This is a genomic window from Vibrio sp. 1F253, assembly GCF_041439295.1.
Classification (GTDB): Bacteria; Pseudomonadota; Gammaproteobacteria; order Enterobacterales; family Vibrionaceae; genus Vibrio; species Vibrio tasmaniensis_A.
Window position 1 is genome coordinate 1 of record NZ_JBGONU010000010.1, and the last position, 22,006, is coordinate 22,006.

18 protein-coding genes and 1 pseudogene are annotated in these 22,006 nt (G+C 45.1%); 14 read left to right on the forward strand and 5 right to left on the reverse strand.

Features of this window, described 5'->3' with window-relative positions:
* The 9 genes and pseudogenes from tuf to rpoC all read left to right on the forward strand — a co-directional run.
* A pseudogene (gene tuf / locus ACED28_RS07305) lies at nucleotides 1-218 on the forward strand (elongation factor Tu); the annotation flags it as partial.
* A 223-nt stretch (nucleotides 219-441) separates the two neighbouring features.
* On the forward strand, nucleotides 442-819 hold the full coding sequence (gene secE, locus ACED28_RS07310) for a preprotein translocase subunit SecE (RefSeq protein ID WP_017096511.1): 378 nt from the start codon (nucleotides 442-444) through the stop codon (nucleotides 817-819).
* Nucleotides 820-832: 13 nt separating this feature from the next.
* Nucleotides 833-1,381 (forward strand): transcription termination/antitermination protein NusG, encoded by a 549-nt coding sequence (gene nusG / locus ACED28_RS07315; RefSeq protein WP_012605006.1) that lies wholly within the window; start codon nucleotides 833-835, stop codon nucleotides 1,379-1,381.
* Nucleotides 1,382-1,593: 212 nt separating this feature from the next.
* Nucleotides 1,594-2,022 (forward strand): 50S ribosomal protein L11, encoded by a 429-nt coding sequence (rplK, locus tag ACED28_RS07320; RefSeq protein WP_010435555.1) that lies wholly within the window; start codon nucleotides 1,594-1,596, stop codon nucleotides 2,020-2,022.
* Between the two features lie 4 nt (nucleotides 2,023-2,026).
* Nucleotides 2,027-2,731 carry a 50S ribosomal protein L1 gene (gene rplA / locus ACED28_RS07325; RefSeq protein WP_012605004.1) on the forward strand — a complete coding sequence of 235 codons (705 nt, stop codon included), beginning with the start codon at nucleotides 2,027-2,029 and terminating at the stop codon, nucleotides 2,729-2,731.
* Between the two features lie 242 nt (nucleotides 2,732-2,973).
* Complete coding sequence (gene rplJ / locus ACED28_RS07330) at nucleotides 2,974-3,468, forward strand: 50S ribosomal protein L10 (protein ID WP_009844673.1); 495 nt, start codon at nucleotides 2,974-2,976, stop codon at nucleotides 3,466-3,468.
* Between the two features lie 57 nt (nucleotides 3,469-3,525).
* Nucleotides 3,526-3,891 (forward strand): 50S ribosomal protein L7/L12, encoded by a 366-nt coding sequence (gene rplL / locus ACED28_RS07335; RefSeq protein ID WP_009844674.1) that lies wholly within the window; start codon nucleotides 3,526-3,528, stop codon nucleotides 3,889-3,891.
* A 234-nt stretch (nucleotides 3,892-4,125) separates the two neighbouring features.
* Nucleotides 4,126-8,154, forward strand: coding sequence for a DNA-directed RNA polymerase subunit beta (gene rpoB, locus ACED28_RS07340; protein WP_009844675.1), 4,029 nt, complete (start codon nucleotides 4,126-4,128; stop codon nucleotides 8,152-8,154).
* Nucleotides 8,155-8,244: 90 nt separating this feature from the next.
* On the forward strand, nucleotides 8,245-12,447 hold the full coding sequence (gene rpoC, locus ACED28_RS07345; RefSeq protein WP_009844676.1) for a DNA-directed RNA polymerase subunit beta': 4,203 nt from the start codon (nucleotides 8,245-8,247) through the stop codon (nucleotides 12,445-12,447).
* Between the two features lie 330 nt (nucleotides 12,448-12,777).
* On the opposite strand, the gene ACED28_RS07350 is transcribed toward rpoC, so the two are convergent.
* The gene (locus ACED28_RS07350) at nucleotides 12,778-13,275 is read right to left on the reverse strand and encodes an Rsd/AlgQ family anti-sigma factor (protein WP_012604999.1); all 498 of its coding nucleotides are present in this window, start codon (nucleotides 13,273-13,275) and stop codon (nucleotides 12,778-12,780) included.
* A 164-nt stretch (nucleotides 13,276-13,439) separates the two neighbouring features.
* Here ACED28_RS07350 and nudC point away from each other — a divergent pair, with 164 nt between their 5' ends.
* On the forward strand, nucleotides 13,440-14,249 hold the full coding sequence (gene nudC, locus ACED28_RS07355) for an NAD(+) diphosphatase (RefSeq protein ID WP_371702836.1): 810 nt from the start codon (nucleotides 13,440-13,442) through the stop codon (nucleotides 14,247-14,249).
* Between the two features lie 299 nt (nucleotides 14,250-14,548).
* A complete protein-coding gene (gene hemE, locus ACED28_RS07360; protein ID WP_004729761.1) occupies nucleotides 14,549-15,616 on the forward strand; it encodes a uroporphyrinogen decarboxylase in 1,068 nt (355 codons plus the stop codon).
* 108 nt (nucleotides 15,617-15,724) lie between these two features.
* Here hemE and ACED28_RS07365 read toward each other — a convergent pair whose 3' ends face one another.
* The gene (locus tag ACED28_RS07365; protein ID WP_371709572.1) at nucleotides 15,725-16,318 is read right to left on the reverse strand and encodes a uracil-DNA glycosylase family protein; all 594 of its coding nucleotides are present in this window, start codon (nucleotides 16,316-16,318) and stop codon (nucleotides 15,725-15,727) included.
* Nucleotides 16,318-17,244 carry a D-2-hydroxyacid dehydrogenase gene (locus ACED28_RS07370; protein WP_017096515.1) on the reverse strand — a complete coding sequence of 309 codons (927 nt, stop codon included), beginning with the start codon at nucleotides 17,242-17,244 and terminating at the stop codon, nucleotides 16,318-16,320. Before ACED28_RS07370 ends, ACED28_RS07365 begins: the two co-directional genes overlap by 1 nt.
* A 71-nt stretch (nucleotides 17,245-17,315) precedes the next feature.
* On the opposite strand from ACED28_RS07370, the gene ACED28_RS07375 reads away from it, so the two are divergent.
* A complete protein-coding gene (locus tag ACED28_RS07375) occupies nucleotides 17,316-17,903 on the forward strand; it encodes a YjaG family protein (protein ID WP_017055908.1) in 588 nt (195 codons plus the stop codon).
* 83 nt (nucleotides 17,904-17,986) lie between these two features.
* Here the strand turns inward: ACED28_RS07375 and ACED28_RS07380 are convergent, their stop codons facing one another.
* Complete coding sequence (locus tag ACED28_RS07380) at nucleotides 17,987-19,138, reverse strand: CNNM domain-containing protein (protein WP_009844683.1); 1,152 nt, start codon at nucleotides 19,136-19,138, stop codon at nucleotides 17,987-17,989.
* Nucleotides 19,139-19,408: 270 nt separating this feature from the next.
* Here ACED28_RS07380 and hupA point away from each other — a divergent pair, with 270 nt between their 5' ends.
* The gene (gene hupA / locus ACED28_RS07385) at nucleotides 19,409-19,681 is read left to right on the forward strand and encodes a nucleoid-associated protein HU-alpha (RefSeq protein ID WP_004729753.1); all 273 of its coding nucleotides are present in this window, start codon (nucleotides 19,409-19,411) and stop codon (nucleotides 19,679-19,681) included.
* Between the two features lie 47 nt (nucleotides 19,682-19,728).
* Nucleotides 19,729-20,427, forward strand: coding sequence for a DUF1481 domain-containing protein (locus ACED28_RS07390; protein WP_009844684.1), 699 nt, complete (start codon nucleotides 19,729-19,731; stop codon nucleotides 20,425-20,427).
* 168 nt (nucleotides 20,428-20,595) lie between these two features.
* On the opposite strand, the gene purD is transcribed toward ACED28_RS07390, so the two are convergent.
* Nucleotides 20,596-21,885: a phosphoribosylamine--glycine ligase gene (gene purD, locus ACED28_RS07395; protein WP_172380679.1), complete on the reverse strand. Its 1,290-nt coding sequence runs from the start codon at nucleotides 21,883-21,885 to the stop codon at nucleotides 20,596-20,598.
* Nucleotides 21,886-22,006 lie beyond the last annotated feature (121 nt).

Sequence of the window (22,006 nt, forward strand, 5' to 3'; positions counted from 1 at the left end):
TCTTCAAGGGTTACCGTCCACAGTTCTACTTCCGTACAACTGACGTAACAGGCGATATCACTCTACCTGAAGGCGTAGAAATGGTAATGCCAGGTGACAACGTTCAAATGACTGTTGAGCTAATCGCTCCAATCGCAATGGACGAAGGTCTACGTTTCGCAATCCGCGAAGGTGGCCGTACAGTTGGTGCTGGTGTTGTAGCTAAAATCTTTGCATAAGATTTGACGAACCACTAGTAAAAAGGGCATCATTTGATGCCCTTTTTCTGCGCTGTAAAAAGAGTTGGGTGTTTTGACATCAATTTTAACTCTTAGCAAAGAATTAAACGGTCTTTTTAACTAAAATGACTGTTAGATGTGTTGTTTTGCAACGCAAAGGAATGTGCCCTGCAACAGCGGGGTTATTGTCGTCTATATTTAAGACTTATCACAGGTTGGTTTTATGAAAGCAAACGCTGAAACTCCTGATAGCTCAGGTGCAGCAGATACAATGAAGTGGGTAGTCGCTTTTGTACTGTTGGCTGCTGCTGTTGTGGGTAATTACCTGTATGGTGAATTGTCTGTTGTAATTCGCGCTGCAGGTGTAGTTGTGCTGATTGCTGCCGCACTAGGCGTTGCAGCAACAACAACTAAAGGTAAAGCTGCGATCGATTTTGCAAAAGAATCTCGTATGGAGATTCGTAAAGTTGTTTGGCCTACTCGCCAAGAAACTATGCAAACTACATTGATCGTTTTAGCTGTATGTATTGTTATGTCTCTAGTGCTTTGGGGAATTGACGGCATTATGGTCCGTTTAGTTTCTCTAGCAACTGGAGTGTAGAGGGTTCTGATTCATGAGTGAAGCTCCAAAAAAACGTTGGTATGTAGTTCAAGCCTTTTCTGGCTATGAAGGTCGTGTATCTCAATCGTTACGCGAACATATTAAAATGCACGACATGGAAGAATTCTTTGGTGACGTTTTAGTACCTACTGAAGAAGTAGTGGAAATGCGTGCAGGTCAACGCCGTAAAAGCGAACGTAAGTTCTTCCCTGGCTACGTATTAGTGCAAATGATCATGAATGATGAATCATGGCACTTAGTACGCAGCATTCCTCGTGTTATGGGCTTCATTGGTGGTACCTCTGATCGTCCTGCACCAATCACTGACAAAGAAGCTGATGCTATCTTGAACCGTCTAGAGAAAGCGAGCGAGTCTCCACGTCCTAAGACAATGTTCGAAGCGGGTGAAGTAGTTCGTGTGAACGATGGTCCGTTTGCTGATTTCAACGGTACAGTTGAAGAAGTAGATTACGAGAAAAGCCGCATTAAGGTATCTGTATCGATCTTTGGTCGTGCAACACCGGTTGAGCTTGAATTTGGTCAAGTTGAAAAGCTGGACTAAAACTCTAACTTTTGAACAAGCTGTGGATAAATACTTCATAAGTTGTTCAAAATAAAAGAGTATAAAAAACCACCTTTTTAGGGTTGTTAAAGGCGCGAATTATGATTATAATTTCGCGCCTTTTTACTTCTATCGAAGTAAGAAAGAGTTAATTGAAATTAAGGGGAGCTTGCCTCAGGGCTAGCGCATGTACCCAAAAATTAGGAAATATCATGGCTAAGAAAGTTGAAGCTTATATCAAACTGCAAGTTGCAGCTGGTATGGCAAACCCAAGTCCACCGGTTGGTCCTGCTCTAGGTCAACACGGCGTGAACATCATGGAATTCTGTAAAGCGTTCAACGCAAAAACAGAATCTGTTGAGAAAGGTCTACCTACTCCAGTAGTAATTACTGTTTACAACGACCGTTCTTTCACGTTCGTAACTAAGACTCCACCTGCTGCTGTTCTTCTTAAGAAAGCTGCTGGCGTTAAGTCTGGTTCAGGTCGTCCAAACACTGAGAAAGTTGGTACTGTAACTGACGCTCAAGTTCAGGAAATCGCAGAAACTAAAGCTGCTGATATGACTGGTGCTGACATCGAAGCAATGAAGCGTTCTATTGCTGGTACTGCTCGTTCAATGGGCCTAGTGGTAGAGGGATAAGATCATGGCAAAACTTACTAAGCGTATGCGCGTAATCCGCGACAAAGTTGAAGTAACTAAAGAATACGAAATCAACGAAGCTGTTGCTCTTCTTAAAGAACTAGCGACTGCTAAATTCGTTGAGTCTGTAGATGTTGCTGTTAACCTAGGCATCGATGCTCGTAAATCTGACCAAAACGTACGTGGCGCAACTGTGCTACCTCACGGTACTGGCCGTGACATCCGCGTTGCTGTGTTCACTCAAGGTGCAAACGCAGAAGCAGCTAAAGCAGCTGGCGCAGATATCGTTGGTATGGAAGATCTTGCTGAGCAAGTGAAAAAAGGCGAAATGAACTTCGACGTTGTTGTTGCTTCTCCTGATGCAATGCGTGTTGTTGGTCAACTAGGTACAATCCTAGGTCCACGCGGCCTTATGCCAAACCCTAAAGTTGGTACTGTAACTCCTAACGTTGCTGAAGCGGTTAAGAACGCTAAAGCTGGTCAGGTTCGTTACCGTAACGACAAGAACGGTATCATCCACACTACTATCGGCAAAGCATCTTTCGAAGCTAACCAGCTTCAAGAGAACCTAGAAGCACTTCTAGTTGCTCTTAAGAAAGCTAAGCCTTCTTCAGCGAAAGGTACTTTCCTGAAGAAAGTAAGCATCTCTACTACAATGGGTGCTGGTGTTACTGTTGATCAAGCTAGTCTTGACACTCAAGCAAACTAATTTGCTTCGGCGCAGATTTAGTGTATACTTCTGCGCCTAATATTTGTGGTTGGGTGGTTTTTGAAGCAATTCAGGTCATCCGTCCCAAGACCGTAGGCGCCGTACTCTACGGAGATATGGCTTAATAAAACCTACGTAGGCGATGTTGTGGTTTGAAGTGAATTTATTCATTTTTAAATAACATCGTAAACGCTCATTACATTTTGTATGAGTGCTGTAATCACAACCAGAGGTTAATCCAAATGGCTTTAAATCTTCAAGACAAAAAAGCAATTGTTGCTGAAGTCAACGAAGCTGCCAGTGGTGCACTTTCTGCAGTTGTAGCTGATTCTCGTGGCGTTACTGTTGGCGCAATGACTTCTCTACGTAAACAAGCTCGCGAAGCGGGTGTTTACATGAGAGTTGTTCGTAACACACTAGCACGCCGTGCGATTCAGGGTACAGACTACGAGTGTCTAACAGACACTTTCACTGGTCCAACTCTGATCGCATTCTCTAATGAGCACCCAGGTGCTGCAGCGCGTCTTTTCAAAGACTTCGCTAAAGAGAATAAAGATTTCGAGATCAAAGCTGCTGCATTTGAAGGCGCAGTTACTGATGCTGAAGTACTAGCGACACTACCAACTTACGACGAAGCTATCGCACGCCTAATGATGTGCATGAAAGAAGCTTCTGCTGGCAAGCTGGTTCGTACTATCGCTGCTGTTCGCGACCAAAAAGAAGAAGCTGCGGCTTAAGCCTTGCTTTTCACTGGTTGCTATTTAAACTTATTGTTGACTTAAAAGAGAATTGTTATGTCTATTACTAACGAGCAAATCCTAGACGCAGTTGCAGAAATGTCTGTAATGCAAGTTGTTGAGCTTATCGAAGCTATGGAAGAGAAATTCGGTGTTACTGCTGCTGCTGCAGTTGTAGCTGGTGGTGCTTCTGCTGAAGCTGCTGCTGAGCAAACTGAATTCGACGTAATCCTAACTGCTGCTGGCGCTAACAAAGTACAAGTTATCAAAGCTGTACGTGGCGCAACTGGCCTAGGTCTTAAAGAAGCTAAAGGTCTTGTAGACTCAGCTCCTGCAGCGCTTAAAGAAGGCGTTGACAAAGCTGAAGCTGAAGCTCTTAAAGCACAGCTAGAAGAAGCTGGCGCTTCTGTTGAAGTTAAGTAATTATTACTTAATTTCTTAGCCGCAAGGCTAATGGCTGGTGGTTTATTAACCACCGGCCTTTTTGCGCTGTAGGGCTATGACGAAATTTCCGCTGTTTAACCGTCATAATCCAAGCAAAAAAACAGTCATTTTTTCGAAATGATTGTTCACTACAGTAAACAGCTGTTTGTCACCGCCCCCTCTGAAGAGTGTTTTGGGTGGTTTGGGTCACTTATCAGCGAGCTGAGGAACCCCATGGTTTACTCTTATACCGAGAAAAAGCGCATCCGTAAGGATTTTGGTACTCGTCCACAAGTTTTGGACATTCCATACCTGTTATCGATCCAGCTTGATTCTTTCGACAAATTCATCGAACAGGATCCTGAAGGTCAATACGGTCTTGAAGCTGCTTTCCGTTCTGTATTTCCAATTCAGAGCTACAACGGCAATTCTGAGCTGCAATACGTTAGCTACCGTCTTGGTGAGCCAGTTTTTGACGTTAAAGAATGTCAAATCCGCGGTGTTACTTACTCAAAGCCACTACGCGTAAAACTACGTCTAGTTATCTTTGATCGAGATGCACCAGCAGGTACTGTAAAAGACATTAAAGAACAAGAAGTCTACATGGGCGAAATTCCGCTTATGACAGACAATGGTACTTTCGTAATTAATGGTACCGAGAGGGTTATCGTATCCCAGCTGCACCGAAGCCCAGGCGTGTTCTTCGACAGTGATAAGGGTAAGACCCACTCATCAGGTAAAGTTCTTTATAACGCACGTGTAATTCCTTACCGTGGCTCATGGTTAGACTTTGAGTTCGATCCTAAGGATAACTTATTCGTACGTATCGACCGTCGTCGTAAGCTACCAGCATCGATTATCCTTCGTGCACTTGGTAAATCGACTGAAGAGATCCTAGATCTGTTCTTCGACAAAGTGAACTTCGAAGTGAAAGACCAAACTCTACTTATGGAGTTGGTTCCTGATCGTCTACGTGGTGAAACTGCGTCATTCGACATCGAAGCAAACGGCAAAACTTACGTTGAGACTGGTCGTCGTGTAACTGCTCGCCATATCCGTCAACTTGAAAAAGATGGCGTTGAGCACATCGAAGTACCAGTAGAGTACATCGTTGAAAAGATTGCTGCGAAAGATTACATCAACGAAGCAACTGGCGAGATCATCGTTGGCGCAAACCAAGAGATTAGCCTAGAAGCACTTGCTAACCTGTCTCAAGCAGGTCACAAGACTCTAGAAGTGCTGTTCACGAATGACCTAGACCATGGTCCATTCATGTCAGACACTCTACGTGCGGATAGCACAGTAGATCGCATCTCTGCATTGGTAGAAATCTACCGCATGATGCGTCCTGGCGAGCCACCAACGAAAGAAGCTGCAGAATCACTGTTCGAAAGCCTATTCTTCTCTGAAGATCGTTACGACCTATCAACTGTAGGCCGTATGAAATTCAACAGCTCTATCGAGCGTGAAGAAGAAGAAGAGCGCGGTACTCTGGATGAATCAGACATCATCGAAGTGATGAAGAAACTGATTGGTATCCGTAACGGCATTGGTGAAGTGGACGATATCGACCACCTTGGCAACCGTCGTATCCGTTCTGTAGGTGAAATGGCAGAAAACCAATTCCGTGTTGGTCTAGTTCGTGTAGAACGTGCCGTTAAAGAACGTCTAAGCCTTGGTGACCTTGATGCAATCATGCCTCAAGACCTTATCAACGCTAAGCCGATCTCTGCTGCAGTTAAAGAATTCTTTGGCTCTTCACAGCTTTCACAGTTTATGGACCAAAACAACCCATTGTCAGAAGTTACGCACAAGCGTCGTATCTCTGCTTTAGGTCCTGGTGGTCTTACTCGTGAGCGCGCAGGCTTCGAAGTACGTGACGTTCACGTAACTCACTACGGTCGTCTATGTCCGATCGAAACGCCTGAAGGTCCAAACATCGGTCTAATTAACTCGCTATCTGCATTTGCACGTTGTAACGATTACGGTTTCCTAGAAACTCCGTACCGTCGTGTAGTAGATGGTGTAGTAACAGAAGAAGTTGATTACCTGTCTGCAATCCAGGAAGGTCAATTCGTAATCGCGCAAGCAAACACCATTCTTACTGAAGAAGGTACGTTTGCAGATGAGCTAATCACAGCTCGTCAAAAAGGTGAATCTGGTCTTCACCCACGCGATCACGTTGACTACATGGACGTTGCGACAAACCAAGTAGTATCTATCGCTGCTTCGCTTATCCCGTTCCTAGAACACGATGATGCGAACCGTGCATTGATGGGTGCCAACATGCAACGTCAAGCTGTACCAACACTGAGAGCTGATAAGCCTCTAGTAGGTACGGGTATCGAACGTAACATCGCAGTTGACTCTGGTGTTACAGCGGTTGCTAAACGTGGTGGTCAAGTTCAGTCTGTTGACGCTTCTCGTATCGTAGTTAAGGTTAACGAAGATGAATTGGTACCTGGCGAAGCTGGTATCGATATCTACAACCTGACTAAGTACACGCGTTCGAACCAAAACACATGTATTAACCAACGTCCAACTGTACTTCCTGGTGAACCAGTTGCACGCGGCGATGTTCTTGCTGACGGTCCTTCAACAGACCTTGGTGAACTAGCTCTTGGCCAAAACATGCGTATCGCATTCATGCCTTGGAACGGTTACAACTTCGAAGACTCGATCTTAGTATCTGAGCGCGTAGTTCAAGAAGACCGTTTCACGACAATCCACATTCAAGAACTATCTTGTGTGGCTCGTGATACTAAGCTGGGTTCTGAAGAGATCACAGCTGATATTCCAAACGTAGGTGAGTCTGCTCTGTCTAAACTAGACGAGTCAGGTATCGTTTACATTGGTGCTGAAGTTAAGGGTGGCGACATCCTAGTTGGTAAAGTAACCCCTAAAGGTGAAACTCAACTGACTCCTGAAGAGAAGCTACTACGTGCTATCTTCGGTGAGAAAGCATCTGATGTTAAAGATACTTCTCTACGTGTACCAAACTCTGTTTCGGGTACTATCATCGATGTACAAGTCTTCACTCGCGATGGCGTAGAGAAAGACAAACGTGCACTTGAAATCGAACAGATGCAGCTTAAAGAAGCTAAGAAAGATCTAACTGAAGAGTTCCAAATTCTTGAGGGTGGCCTTCTTAACCGTGTTAAAGCTGTACTTCTGTCTGGTGGTTACTCTGAAGCTAAGCTTGATACTATCGGTCGTAAGCAATGGCTAGAGCAAGTTCTAGAAGACGATGCGCTACAAACACAGCTTGAGCAACTTGCTGAGCAGTGGGATGAGCTAAAAGCAGACTTTGATAAGAAGTTTGAAACTAAGCGTCGTAAAATCACTCAAGGTGATGATCTAGCGCCTGGCGTTCTTAAGATTGTTAAAGTTTACCTAGCGGTTAAACGTCGTATCCAGCCTGGTGATAAGATGGCCGGTCGTCACGGTAACAAAGGTGTAATCTCTAAGATTAACCCTGTTGAAGACATGCCATACGATGAGAAAGGTCAGCCTGTAGACATCGTACTTAACCCGCTGGGTGTACCATCGCGTATGAACATCGGTCAGATCCTAGAAGTTCACTTAGGTTTGGCTGCGAAAGGTATCGGTGACAAGATCAACCAAATGGTTAAGGAACAACAAGAACTGCATAAGTTCCGTGAGTTCCTACAGAAGGTTTACGATCTTGGCGATACTCGTCAGAAAGTTGATATTGCTGAACTGTCTGATGATCAAGTTCGTACACTGATCAAGAACCTACGTGGCGGTCTACCGATTGCTACACCTGTGTTCGACGGTGCTTCTGAGTCTCTAATCAAAGAACTACTTAAACTGGGTGATCTGCCAGAATCTGGTCAGCTTAAACTGTTTGATGGTCGTACTGGTGATTCGTTTGAGCGTCCTGTAACTGTTGGTTACATGTACATGCTGAAACTGAACCACTTGGTTGATGACAAGATGCATGCTCGTTCAACTGGTTCTTACAGCCTAGTAACTCAGCAACCACTTGGTGGTAAAGCTCAGTTCGGTGGTCAGCGTTTCGGTGAGATGGAAGTATGGGCACTAGAAGCATACGGTGCTGCATATACTCTACAAGAAATGCTAACTGTTAAGTCGGATGACGTTAACGGCCGTACTAAGATGTACAAGAACATCGTAGATGGTAACCATAGCATGGAACCTGGCATGCCAGAGTCGTTCAACGTACTGTTGAAAGAGATTCGCTCGCTAGGTATCAACATCGAGCTAGAAGACGAAGAGTAATCCCTCTTTTTTATAAAGAAGATTGGATTACTTGGTAAAGGGGGCTCACTTTAGTCGGTGAGCTCCTTTAACTCCTTACAGGAGCTGAACGTGAAAGACTTATTAAACTTTCTAAAAGCACAGCATAAGACCGAAGAATTTGATGCAATCAAAATCGGTCTATCTTCACCAGACACGATCCGTTCGTGGTCTTTTGGTGAAGTTAAAAAGCCAGAAACAATTAACTATCGTACGTTCAAACCTGAACGTGATGGTCTGTTCTGTGCACGTATTTTTGGTCCAGTTAAAGACTACGAATGTCTTTGTGGCAAATACAAGCGCCTGAAGCACCGTGGTGTTATCTGTGAGAAGTGTGGCGTTGAAGTTACACAAACTAAAGTTCGTCGTGACCGTATGGGCCACATCGAGCTTGCTTCACCAGTTGCTCACATCTGGTTCCTAAAATCACTACCGTCTCGTATCGGTCTACTAATGGATATCCCTCTGCGTGATATCGAACGTGTTCTTTACTTCGAAATGTACGTAGTAACTGAACCGGGTATGACTGATCTAGAAAAATCTCAGATGCTTACTGAAGAAGAGTATCTGGATCGTCTAGAAGAGTGGGGTGACGAATTCACTGCTAAGATGGGTGCTGAAGCGATCAAAGATCTGCTTTCAACAATGGACCTTCATCAAGAAGTGGAAGAAATGCGCGAAGAGTTGGAAACTACTAACTCTGAAACTAAGCGTAAGAAAGTTACTAAGCGTTTGAAGCTAGTTGAAGCGTTCATTTCGTCAGGCAACAAGCCTGAGTGGATGATCCTAACTGTACTTCCAGTGCTACCGCCAGATCTACGTCCTCTAGTACCACTAGATGGCGGTCGTTTTGCGACCTCTGATCTGAACGATCTTTACCGTCGTGTGATCAACCGTAACAACCGTTTGAAGCGTCTTCTAGAGCTAGCGGCTCCAGACATCATCGTACGTAACGAAAAGCGTATGCTGCAAGAGTCTGTTGATGCCCTTCTAGATAACGGTCGTCGCGGTCGTGCGATCACGGGTTCTAACAAGCGTCCTCTGAAATCTCTTGCTGATATGATCAAGGGTAAACAAGGTCGTTTCCGTCAGAACCTTCTAGGTAAACGTGTAGACTACTCTGGCCGTTCTGTAATCACAGTTGGTCCATACCTTCGTCTACATCAGTGTGGTCTTCCTAAGAAGATGGCACTTGAGCTATTTAAGCCGTTCATCTACAGCAAGCTAGAAACTCGTGGCATGGCTACGACAATCAAAGCTGCTAAGAAAATGGTAGAGCGCGAAGAAGCGATCGTTTGGGATATCCTAGACGAAGTGATCCGTGAACACCCAGTGCTGCTTAACCGTGCACCTACACTTCACCGTCTAGGTATCCAAGCGTTTGAACCAGTACTAATCGAAGGTAAAGCGATTCAGCTTCACCCACTAGTGTGTGCGGCATACAACGCCGACTTCGATGGTGACCAAATGGCTGTACACGTGCCTCTAACTCTAGAAGCACAGCTTGAAGCTCGTACCCTAATGATGTCGACGAATAACATTCTGTCGCCAGCATCAGGTGATCCAATCATCGTACCTTCTCAGGACGTTGTATTGGGTCTTTACTACATGACACGTGACAAGATCAACGTGAAAGGTGAAGGTATGTACCTTGCTGGCCCTGCTGAGGCTGAAAAGGCATACCGTACTAAGACTGCTGAGCTACACGCTCGCGTTAAAGTACGTATCACTGAAACTGTAGTAGATGAAGACGGCAATAGCACAACGAATACTGGTCTAGTTGATACGACTGTAGGTCGTGCAATGCTATGGCAGATCGTTCCTGCTGGCCTACCGTACAGCATCGTTAACCAAAAGTTAGGTAAGAAGCAGATCTCTACTCTTCTTAACGAGTGTTACCGTAAGCTTGGTCTAAAAGATACAGTAGTATTTGCTGACCAAATCATGTACGCAGGTTTCGCATACGCGGCACTTTCTGGTGTTTCTGTAGGTATCAACGATATGGTTGTTCCTCAAGCGAAATACGATGAAATTGAATCTGCTGAAGAAGAAGTTCGTGAAATCCAAGAGCAATTCCAATCAGGTCTTGTTACTGCGGGTGAGCGTTATAACAAAGTTATCGATATCTGGGCATCTACGAATGACCGCGTTGCGAAAGCAATGATGGATAACCTATCTTCTGAAACAGTTATCAACCGTGACGGCGAAGAAGAACAGCAAGAATCGTTCAACAGCATCTACATGATGGCCGACTCGGGCGCACGTGGTTCTGCAGCTCAGATTCGTCAGCTAGCAGGTATGCGTGGTCTGATGGCGCGTCCAGATGGTTCAATCATCGAAACGCCGATCACAGCGAACTTTAAAGAAGGTCTAAACGTCCTTCAGTACTTTATCTCAACGCACGGTGCTCGTAAGGGTCTTGCGGATACAGCACTGAAAACAGCAAACTCGGGTTACCTAACTCGTCGTCTAGTAGACGTTGCTCAAGACGTTGTAGTACACGAACATGACTGTGGCACGCACGAAGGTATCGACATGATGCCTCACATCGAAGGTGGTGACGTTAAAGTTGCACTTTCTGAGCTTGCTCTAGGTCGTGTAGTAGCTGAAGACGTTCTTAAGCCTGGTACTGAAGATGTACTGATTCCACGTAATACTCTGATTGATGAGAAGTGGTGTCAAATCATGGAAGACAACTCAGTAGATAGCATGAAAGTGCGCTCTGTTGTTACCTGTGATGCAGACTTCGGTTGTTGTGCACAGTGTTACGGTCGTGACCTAGCACGTGGTCACCTAGTGAACCAAGGTGAAGCAGTTGGTGTTATCGCTGCACAATCTATCGGTGAACCGGGTACACAGCTTACAATGCGTACGTTCCACATCGGTGGTGCGGCATCTACTGCAGCAGCAGAGAACAGCATCCAAGCTAAGACAACTGGTACTGTGAAACTTCACAATGCTAAGTTCGTAGTTAACAAAGATAAGAAACTGGTTATCACTTCTCGTGCATCTGAGATGACGATTATTGATGAATTCGGCCGTACTAAAGAGAAGCACAAACTTCCTTACGGTTCTATGCTAACCAAAGGCGACAACGCAGCAGTTACTGCTGGTGAAGTTGTAGCTAACTGGGAAGCGCATACCATGCCAATCATCACTGAAGTGGCAGGTCGTATCCAATTCGTAGATATGATCGATGGTATTACAGTTTCTCGTCAAACTGACGATCTAACTGGTCTTTCTTCAAGTGAAGTAACAGACGCAGCAGCTCGCCCAGCAGCAGGTAAAGATATGCGTCCAGCTATCAAACTTGTTGATGAGCAAGGTAACGACGTAATGATTCCTGGTACTGATATGCCAGCTCACTACTTCCTACCTGGCAAAGCGATTGTAAACATCGAAGATGGCGCTGAAGTTGGCATTGGTGACACACTATCTCGTATCCCTCAAAAATCGAGCGGAAACAAAGATATCACCGGTGGTCTACCACGCGTAGCTGACCTATTCGAAGCTCGTAAGCCTAAAGAGCCTGCGATCCTTGCTGAGCACACAGGTACTGTGTCTTTCGGTAAAGAAACGAAAGGTAAGCGTCGTCTAGTAATCACTCGTGAAGGCGGTGACGCTTACGAAGAGATGATTCCTAAGCACCGTCAATTGAACGTGTTCGAAGGTGAGAAGATTGAACGTGGTGATGTAATCGCCGACGGTCCTGAAACTCCACACGATATCCTGCGTCTACGTGGTATCCACGCAGTGACTCAGTACATCGCGAACGAAGTTCAAGAAGTTTACCGCTTACAAGGCGTAAAGATTAACGATAAGCACATCGAGACTATCGTTCGTCAAATGCTACGTAAGTGTACAATCACTCATTCTGGTGACTCTCCGTTCCTACCTGGCGAACAAGTTGAGTACCACAATGTTAAGATTGCTAACCGTAAGCTAGAAGCTGAAGGTAAAGAACTAGTGCGTTTCGAGCGTGACCTACTAGGTATTACTAAAGCATCTCTTGCAACTGAGTCATTCATCTCAGCTGCATCGTTCCAAGAAACGACTCGCGTACTAACAGAAGCTGCGGTTTCTGGTAAGCGTGATGACCTTCGCGGTCTGAAAGAGAACGTAATTGTTGGTCGTCTGATCCCAGCTGGTACTGGTTTCGCATACCACCAAGAGCGTCAAAAGCAACGTGAAGAAGAGCAAGAAGGTCCTTCAGCTGAACAAGCTACTGACAATCTAGCAGCACTTCTAAACGCTGGTTTCTCTTCAGAAGAGTAAGCTCTACGAGTAGTCTCTAAGAGATAAGAAAAAGGCACCTTCGGGTGCCTTTTTTGTATCTGGCGTATTGGTATTTAGCTATGACTTATAAAGTGATAGGTGTGATTATCTAGCTGGTGGGGTTGGATTTATGTCCTGAAGAGTGCTCTTTGAGGCCAGTAAGATAAAGGGTAGAGATGATTAGGCTGATTAGGGCTGTAACCATATGCTTATGGCTAAAGGTCAGGGCGAGCGAGTAAGCTCTGTCTGAAAGGTTCTGGGTAGTTTGGATAACCTTACAGACAAAACAAAAAGCTTGCACAGAGGCAAGCTTATTAAGGATTCAGCTAACTAAGCGCCTGGTGGAATCGCTAAACTGTCTGCAATAAGCTGGATAAGATTATCTTCTACTTCAAAACGTACTTCGAGTAGTTCACCTACTTTTGACATATCTCCTTCGAAGTTAGGCAACTCATCGTCTGCACTTACTTTAACGTACTTATCATTGAACTCTAGAAGCGGCTCGGTTGTAAGTACGATCTTCGCGTAAGTTGTATCAATCTCGTCATTGGTTTTAAAGCCTGTTGCTTGCCATTTTTTCATGACCATATCGTAGATCTTAAAATGACCCTCTGAGATATAATCGACAACATGATCGCAGAATGAGCTTATTTCTTTAGGAGAAGGGAGTTCAACAACGTTTGATTGCCCATTGCTAGCTGGCTGCAAGGCACCTAGCTTACAATACTCAACGATTAGAGACTGTCGAGTTTCGAGCCAATGATCGATGACCTCATTAGAGCCACCCCATTGTTCTTGTATTTGTTTGAATTTATTTAGCATGACCATGTCCTCATGATCTGATCACAACCTTGTGATCAAGTAATTGCCTAAGCAGGGTCCATTTATTGGTATCTACTAAAAGTAATAGTTTGAATTATTCTCGGCTACAACTCTAGTATGAAATCAGATTGCCAGTAAAATGAACGAACTGCAAGCAATGAGGCATAGGGATGTTAAAAAAAAGTGATAACAAAATGACAGAGCAAGCTTATTGGTGCGTCGTTTCAGGTAGTGATATTTGGGTTAATAATGATCAGTTTCCTTATGGCTCAGCTGAAGAGCTAGGGCTGGATGTCGAGCATGCAATCTGCATTGGTCAGCATCAAGGTCGTAAGGTGTATTGGCTCAACGATTGCGATGTGGAGATTGATCTGAGCATGGTCAGCCTAAGAGATTTGCTTCACTGGCCTGAATCAAGTTTTCTGATCGCAAGCAAAGCTATCCAGTATGGGCACATGACACAAAGTATGCGTTTTTGTCCTCAGTGCGGCGGTCGTAATCATTTGAATCATAATCAGGTGGCGATGCAATGTGGAGACTGCCGAACGCTTCATTACCCTCGTATCTTCCCGTGCATCATTGTCGCTGTACGAAACGACAACAAGATATTACTTGCGCAGCACCCAAGGCATAAAACGGGTATGTACACCGTAATAGCGGGCTTCCTAGAGGTTGGAGAAACCCTAGAGCAGTGTGTGGCGCGAGAAGTCAAAGAAGAAACGGGGATCGATGTGAGTAACATTCGTTACTTTGGTAGCCAGCCATGGGCGTTTCCATCGAGTATGATGATGGGCTTTCTTGCAGATTATGCTGGTGGTACGCTTAAACCCGATTACAGTGAACTGTCGGATGCCCAATGGTTTGACGTAACAAGCCTACCTGATGTTGCTCCAGTCGGAACGATTGCGAGACAATTGATTGAGAATACAGTCGATGACATAAGGAAAGCCGGCGTCGCGGAGCAAGAACTAGAACATTAAATTACCTGTGATAGTATTTGGCCTATGGGTGGTCAAACACTAAAAAAAACCCTCCACAAGTGGAGGGGGTAAGTAAGATGTCGTTATGAGATGCTGAGTAGTGACTACTCAGTTGTTATAATTGTAATTTTCGCTAGCGAACAAATTTTTAACATGCTCCTGTAATTGGGTGCAAATTAAGCATGGATTTAAAAGTTAATAACTTGATCTAGGTTGCAAAGCACACAGCTTTTACCCTTCAATCAGTGTTAGAATACTTGCCATCAAAACTAGACAAGATTGAATTGGAATTTAACGGAATGACCGAATTAAAAAACGATCGCTATTTACGCGCACTTTTAAAACAGCCTGTTGATTACACACCGGTATGGATGATGCGCCAAGCTGGCCGCTATCTTCCAGAGTACAAAGCAACGCGCGCTGAAGCGGGCGATTTCATGTCTTTGTGCAAAAACGCTGAACTAGCATCAGAAGTAACACTTCAACCTTTACGTCGTTTCCCGCTTGATGCGGCAATCTTGTTCTCTGACATCCTAACTATCCCAGATGCGATGGGGTTAGGTTTGTACTTCGAAACAGGTGAAGGCCCTAAGTTTGAACGCCCTATCACATGTAAAGCTGACGTAGAAAAAATTGGCCTACCTGATCCTGAAGGTGAACTTCAATACGTAATGAATGCCGTTCGTCAGATCCGTAAAGACCTGAAAGGCGAAGTGCCACTGATTGGTTTCTCTGGTAGCCCTTGGACATTGGCAACTTACATGGTTGAAGGCAGCAGCTCGAAGGCGTTCACTAAGATCAAGAAGATGATGTATGCAGAGCCACAAACGTTGCACTTACTTCTAGATAAGCTGGCTGACACTGTTATTGAATACCTGAACGCGCAAATTAAAGCAGGTGCACAATCGGTAATGGTATTCGACACATGGGGTGGTGTACTTACTCCGCGTGACTACAACCTGTTCTCACTGCAGTACATGCACAAAATTGTCGATGGCCTAATTCGTGAAAACGAAGGTCGCCGTGTACCGGTTACTCTGTTCACTAAGAACGGTGGCATGTGGCTAGAATCTATCGCAGCGACTGGCTGTGATGCAGTTGGGCTAGACTGGACAATCAATATTGCTGATGCAAAAGCACGTATTGGCGATAAAGTGGCTCTACAAGGCAACATGGACCCATCAGTACTTTACGCACAACCTGAGCGTATTCGTGAAGAAGTCGGCACTATCCTTGAAGGTTTTGGTGACGGCGGTACTGGCCACGTATTTAACCTTGGCCATGGTATTCACCTAGATGTGCCACCAGAAAATGCTGGTGTATTTGTGGACGCAGTTCACGACCTATCTAAGCCATACCATAAGTAATTCAGTATGTGTTTTTAGAAAAAGCGCTGTCGAGAAATCGGCAGCGCTTTTTTATTATCTTTCTATCCGCACTCAATATCGGCTAAATCATCGTTGATGTGCAGCTAATTAGGCATTTGGATCATGGCAGGCCAAATGCTCTGATACGTGCTTCCTGATATAGGGAATGACTTCACTTTCGAACCATGGGTTTTTCTTGAGCCAGATATTATTACGTGGTGAAGGGTGGGGAAGTGGCAAAAATTCTGGAGCCCAAGCCTGCCAGTTACGTACCGTTTCAGTGAGTGTGCTGGTGGCTTTATCTTTTAGATAATAGTTTTGCGCATACTGACCAACCAGCAAGGTCATTTGGATGTTGGGCAGTGATTGCAGTACTTTTTGGTGCCATAGCGCAGCGCACTCCTTTCGAGGCGGTAGATCGCCACTTTTTCCCTTTCCTGGATAGCAAAAGCCCATCGGGACAATCGCGACTTTTTGTTCGTCATAAAACGTATCGCTATCCATCTCTAGCCATTCTCTCAATCGCTCGCCACTGGCGTCGTTCCAAGGGATAGATGATTGATGAACCTTGATACCGGGTGCTTGGCCTATGATTAACAAGCGCGCGTTTGGGTGTGCCTGAATCACTGGGTTTGCACCGTGTGATAAATGAGGTTCACAAGCGGTGCATTGTCGTATCTCGGTGAGCAGTGACGAGAACATCAGTAGCCTTTATCAAAATCAATGGTGTTATTCAGTGTAAAACCATCTCGCCATTGTTGGTAATTATTGGCGAAGATCTCCACGACCTGTCTTGGCTCACTTAGAGCCGCAATGTGTGGTGTGATGGTCACTTGCGGCAACGTCCAAAACGGGTGTTCTTGTGTGAGAGGTTCGCATTCAAAGACATCTAAGAAAGCGTGTTCAACCCATTTATTCTTAATCGCAAGCAGTAACGCTTTATTGTCTACGCTTTCCCCGCGCCCCACATTAAACAGCAATACGTTAGAGCAGTAGCTTAAGGTGGTTTGATTCAGTAGTTGGTAGGTCTCATCCGTTGATGGCAGGGTGTTCACTACAATATCCGCTTGCTTGAGGGCGGCTTCTAGTTCATTAATGTGGAAAGTGTCTTTGAAGGTTTCTTGCTTTGATGGGATACCTGTCCGGTTGACACCTATGGTGTGAATACCAAAAGCAGCAGCGGTTTTAGCTAAATGACTGCCAATTGACCCCGTTCCTAAAATCACCATGGTTTTGTCAGTTAGGCTGGTATAAAGCTGCGGCTGCCAGTTTCGTTGTACTTGTTGCTGGTGGTAGTGAGGAAAGTGTCTACAGTGGCTGATCGTGTAACCCAACACGTATTCAGCAATCGCAGGGCCGAAGATGCCTTTGACGTTGGTCAGCGTATAATCTTGGCGAAGATCCGGCTGAGTGAGTTTATTGATTCCAGCATAGGTACTTTGCACCCAGTCTAGCTTTTTAAACTCATTAAGTCGCTCCACTATTAAAGGAGGAGCAGCCAGTACGATCTCAGCTAATTCGGGGTTTTGAGTGATTTCGAGGTCAGGTAACCCTTGGTTTAGAATCAGTTGCGTATAGGTATCGTCATGCTCGGTAAGAATATAGAGCTTATTCGTAAAATTGTTCATCGGCTTACCTTTTCCCCCCAGGGTTTATCAAGTACACTTTCGCTGTCTTTTTCTGCAATTATTGAGTGACTATGCTTCAGAATCCACTGCAGGTTCGTCTTGAAAAGTTAGAACCTTGGCAACAAATTACTTTTATGGCGTGTCTATGTGAGCGTATGTATCCTAACTATGCCATGTTTTGTGAGAATACAGAATTTGCGGAAGCTCGAATCTACCGTGATGTTTTGGATAGCATTTGGGAAATCCTAACCGTTAAAACGGCAAAGGTGAACTTTGAGCGTCAACTTGAGAAAGTAGAAGAGCTATTCCCTAGCGCAGATGATTTTGATTTCTATGGTGTTTACCCTGCAATGGATGCATGCCAAGGCTTAGCAACATTAATCCATGGTCTACTTGATCGTGAGCATATGTTGGAAGCGGTAATTAAAGTGAGTCAACAATCGGTGAAGACGGTTGCTGAGCTTGAGTTTGCTCAAGGCGCTGAAGAAGTGACGAACGAAAACCAGAAAGAAAACGAAGCGGTATGTGAAGAGTGGGACGTTCAGTGGGCCATTTTCCGACCTCTACGTGAAACGACTGAGCGTGACTTAGAGCTGATCAAAGACCTACGCCACGAACTGCGTGAAGACCCAGTGAGCAACATTGGTGTTGCGTTATAACGGATGTTGAGTTGTAGCGAATAGAATAAAAAACAAAGGCTCCCTAGGGAGCCTTTGTTGTATCTGACGCTATCAAATTTAGATTAAGCGTCTTTCTTGTCTTCTTTTTGAACCTTGCTTTCATCCGCTGACTTTGAGTCTGAGGTGTCGTTGTCTGCTAGAGTTTTTTCTTCTAGCTCGTCCTCTTCATCGCGGTTTTCGATAACACCGTGTGTCTCTTTCCACGTTTCCCAGCGTTGGAACGCCAGTTCTTGCATGTCTGTGGTTTTATCTGCTTCGTCGACAATCTCTTCACCCACTAGGTGTTCAAAGATATCTTCTAGGGTGATGATGCCCTGAATTGTGCCGTACTCGTCCACAACTAAAGACAGTTGCAGGCGGTTTGCCATCATTTGGTCAAAGGCCTTAGCTAAGCCCATGTTGTTTAGCAAGACGTGGATAGGGCGCATCACTTCACCCAGAGCCTTCTCACCGCAACCCGCTTGCTGCAATCTAAACAGCTCTAAGCGGTGGACAAAACCGATGATATTGTCAGTTTGCTCGCTGTAAACCAGTGGGCGTGAGAATGGCGTGTCTTTGTGTTGTTCTAGGAACGTATTAACACTCATTTCTGCATCAACGCGGAATACAACAGGGCGTGGTGTCATGACTTGAGTCACGGGCACATCTTGAATACCTAACAGATTGCTCAGGATTTTTGATTCACCTTCAGCAAATTCACCGCTCTCTTTTGCCAAAATAGCCATTGCAGATAGCTCATCACGCATTTTTGGTGCCTGGTGGCCGCGAGCTAAACGTTTGGTGATTTGCTCTGAGAACCACACAAATGGTGTTAGGAAAAAGACCATCCAGCGAAGCACATTTGATGATGCTGGAGCAAGTTGACGCCAGTAGGTTGCGCCAATGGTTTTTGGAACAATCTCAGACAGAACTAAAATACCCAGAGTTAATACGGCAGAGAATACGCCTAACCATTGGCTACCAAAAACGACTGCTGCTTGTGCACCCGCTGTCGCTGCACCTATGGTGTGCGCGATGGTGTTGAGCGTTAAAATTGACGCAAGCGGGCGGTCAATGTCGGTTTTCAGTTTGTCTAATGACTCTGCTGCAGGGTGCCCATTTTGTTTTAGTTGAGCAATGTAGCTCGGACTAATACTCAAAAGTACAGCTTCCAAAACAGAACAAATGAAAGAAACTCCAATAGCAATGGAGACGTAAATAGTTAGCAGCAGCATGTTTGCCCTTAAATTAAATTGTACGCTTTAGCAGCGATTCAGCGTGGATTATAGAGAATAAGTAGTGGCTAGGTCATCATTAATTTTGCTCTCAACCCCTTTTAAACAAGGGCTTGCTCAGTAAAATCAGTAACAAATTGTGAGTTATTACTCATATTATGGCTAAAACTACGGCATTAGAGCTAAAGATCGACGACAAACCTTTGCCAGATGGGGCATTTATGTTTTAGAGTGAATCGAATTCAAAAATACAAAGAAGGGAAACCTAAAATGAACAAGACTCAATTAATCGACTTTATTGCTGAAAAAGCGGACCTTTCTAAAGCACAAGCTAAAGCTGCTCTAGAAGCGACTCTTGGCGGTGTTACAGATGCTCTTAAAGATGGCGATCAAGTTCAGCTAATTGGTTTTGGTACTTTTAAAGTAAACCACCGTGCAGCTCGCACTGGTCGTAACCCAAAAACTGGTGACGAGATCCAAATCGCTGCTGCAAATGTTCCAGCATTTGTTGCAGGTAAAGCGCTGAAAGATTCAGTGAAATAATCTAAACTGTACCGAGGTAGTCGTATTCCACCTCGGTACAGGTTTTTATGAAAAAAGCATTTCTTCTCGTTTCACTATTATCTACATTTCTCATTGGCTGTTCATCAACCAGCCCTCGCAAAAACCTAGAGCAATTTGAAACTCACACCGGCGGCCAAGTCATGGGCGACGCGACAAGTTTCTACTGGGTTACAAACAAGCTAACACAACCTCATACTTCAGCTGACTACGTCACTGTAGGCGATTACGGCTGGTACCAAACGGACTATGCTTGGTCGGAAGGTATACTTCGTGAATTTATTCGTGAAGGTGAGCAACGTAATTCTTCTAATGAGCTGGTTCCGTATAGTGTCCATGTGCGTTTTAATAAGTCAGGCGAAGCTGTATATCAGCAGTATCGTATTGATAGCAAAATTTTACCTATCCAAGTTAAGCAACTCGAAAGCTACCAGAAAGAAGCCAAGTCGGTTTTAGAAACTACGATGAAGCAGCATGACGAAGGGCTAAGACTGGTTCAGGGTTACTGGAATGGTCGTTCTTTTGAAACGTGTGCTGGTGGTGAGTTTGATCGCTTTGAATTTAATCAGACCTTGCCAAGCTTCGTGATCGATCGATTGGCGTCTGTGGAAAGCTATGCGGCGTTTCTTGGCAGTGATTCACTAGGTAAGATGAGCGTAGAAGAGTTACTGATGCTGGCTGAAGACAGCCATGATTGTGTCGTTAGGCCGTCATTGTTGAAAGAATAGCGATCAACTAAAGGATTGAGGGTATTTGGCTTGCTGTAGGCCAAGTGCTGATTTGTCTGTACAGGTACAGATTCCTAGAGAGATTGAGTGATAAAAAAGGCGCCTATCGAGGCGCCTTTTCTGTCATTTGCTTACTGTTATTGGAAAGTAAGCGAGTAACAAGATTGATTACTGTTCTTGCTCGCGCGCAATCGCACGGTAACCGATGTCATTGCGGTGGAACATACCATTCCAGCTAACTTGCTTCGTCAACGCGTAAGCGCGCTCCTGAGCTTCAGAAACCGTATTACCCAGTGCCGTTGCACAAAGTACACGGCCACCGTTTGTCACAACGTCGCCAGCTTCGTTATTTGTCGTACCCGCGTGGAAAACCTTTTGGCCTTCAACTTCGCTGGTTGGCAGTGAAATAACGTCACCTTTTGCGTAGTCAGCAGGGTAACCGCCAGCAGCAAGAACAACACCGATAGAAGCGCGTGGGTCCCACTTTGATTCTGCTTCGTCTAGCTTCTCATCGATAGCCATTAGGCAAAGTTCAACAAGGTCTGACTCCATACGCATCATGATAGGTTGCGTTTCAGGGTCGCCAAAGCGGCAGTTATATTCGATAACCTTAGGCGTGCCGTCAGCATCGATCATTAGTCCTGCGTAAAGGAAACCTGTGTAAGGAGCGCCTTCTGCGTCCATACCACGTACCGTTGGATAGATAACTTCCTCAAGGATGCGGTTATGGATTTCAGGAGTTACCACTGGAGCTGGAGAGTAAGCACCCATGCCGCCAGTATTAGGGCCAGTGTCTTTGTCGCCAACACGTTTGTGATCTTGGCTAGTGGCCATAGGCAGAACGCTAGAACCGTCAACCATTACGATGAAGCTTGCTTCTTCGCCTTCAAGGAACTCTTCAATTACCACGCGGCTGCCAGCTTCGCCAAATGCGTTGCCCGCTAGCATGTCTTTGATTGCGTCTTCAGCTTCTTCAAGGGTCATCGCAACGATAACGCCTTTACCCGCCGCAAGACCGTCAGCTTTTACTACGATTGGAGCGCCTTGCTCACGTACGTAAGCGATAGCTGGCTCAATCTCAGTGAAGTTTGCGTAGTAACCCGTTGGGATGTCATGACGAGCTAGGAAGTCTTTAGTGAATGCTTTCGAACCTTCAAGCTGTGCTGCTGCTTGAGTTGGACCAAAGATAGGAAGACCCACTTCGCGGAATGCGTCAACTACACCAATAACTAATGGCGCTTCAGGGCCAACGATAGTCAGTTCGATTTTTTTCTCTTGAGCAAACGCCACTAAACCAGCGATGTCTTCAACACCGATGTTTACGTTCTCAAGTTTAGGTTCAAGCGCAGTACCTGCGTTACCTGGAGCAATGAATACTGTTTCAACGTTTGGGTTTTGTGCTGCTTTCCAACCTAGTGCGTGCTCACGACCGCCAGCACCGATGATTAAAACTCGCATTGTAAAATCCTTAATCTCAAATATCTAAATATTTAAAAAAACAAAGTTATAAGTCTTGCTCAAAGTAGTTGGTGATGTGGCTAGGCAGCAATTGAGCCCATCCCCGGGAGCATAGTCCACT

What these genes read in the sequence shown, in the direction of transcription:
- ACED28_RS07350 (WP_012604999.1), bottom strand. Translation starts at nt 13,275, where the DNA reads ATGGTCATGCTAAATAAATTCAAACAAATACAAGAACAATGGGGTGGC.
- rplK (WP_010435555.1), top strand. Translation starts at nt 1,594, where the DNA reads ATGGCTAAGAAAGTTGAAGCTTATATCAAACTGCAAGTTGCAGCTGGT.
- rplL (WP_009844674.1), top strand. Translation starts at nt 3,526, where the DNA reads ATGTCTATTACTAACGAGCAAATCCTAGACGCAGTTGCAGAAATGTCT.
- ACED28_RS07365 (WP_371709572.1), bottom strand. Translation starts at nt 16,318, where the DNA reads ATGTTCTCGTCACTGCTCACCGAGATACGACAATGCACCGCTTGTGAA.
- nusG (WP_012605006.1), top strand. Translation starts at nt 833, where the DNA reads ATGAGTGAAGCTCCAAAAAAACGTTGGTATGTAGTTCAAGCCTTTTCT.
- nudC (WP_371702836.1), top strand. Translation starts at nt 13,440, where the DNA reads ATGTTAAAAAAAAGTGATAACAAAATGACAGAGCAAGCTTATTGGTGC.
- ACED28_RS07380 (WP_009844683.1), bottom strand. Translation starts at nt 19,138, where the DNA reads ATGCTGCTGCTAACTATTTACGTCTCCATTGCTATTGGAGTTTCTTTC.
- hemE (WP_004729761.1), top strand. Translation starts at nt 14,549, where the DNA reads ATGACCGAATTAAAAAACGATCGCTATTTACGCGCACTTTTAAAACAG.
- rplA (WP_012605004.1), top strand. Translation starts at nt 2,027, where the DNA reads ATGGCAAAACTTACTAAGCGTATGCGCGTAATCCGCGACAAAGTTGAA.
- secE (WP_017096511.1), top strand. Translation starts at nt 442, where the DNA reads ATGAAAGCAAACGCTGAAACTCCTGATAGCTCAGGTGCAGCAGATACA.
- hupA (WP_004729753.1), top strand. Translation starts at nt 19,409, where the DNA reads ATGAACAAGACTCAATTAATCGACTTTATTGCTGAAAAAGCGGACCTT.
- ACED28_RS07375 (WP_017055908.1), top strand. Translation starts at nt 17,316, where the DNA reads ATGCTTCAGAATCCACTGCAGGTTCGTCTTGAAAAGTTAGAACCTTGG.
- ACED28_RS07390 (WP_009844684.1), top strand. Translation starts at nt 19,729, where the DNA reads ATGAAAAAAGCATTTCTTCTCGTTTCACTATTATCTACATTTCTCATT.
- purD (WP_172380679.1), bottom strand. Translation starts at nt 21,885, where the DNA reads ATGCGAGTTTTAATCATCGGTGCTGGCGGTCGTGAGCACGCACTAGGT.
- rpoB (WP_009844675.1), top strand. Translation starts at nt 4,126, where the DNA reads ATGGTTTACTCTTATACCGAGAAAAAGCGCATCCGTAAGGATTTTGGT.
- ACED28_RS07370 (WP_017096515.1), bottom strand. Translation starts at nt 17,244, where the DNA reads ATGAACAATTTTACGAATAAGCTCTATATTCTTACCGAGCATGACGAT.
- rplJ (WP_009844673.1), top strand. Translation starts at nt 2,974, where the DNA reads ATGGCTTTAAATCTTCAAGACAAAAAAGCAATTGTTGCTGAAGTCAAC.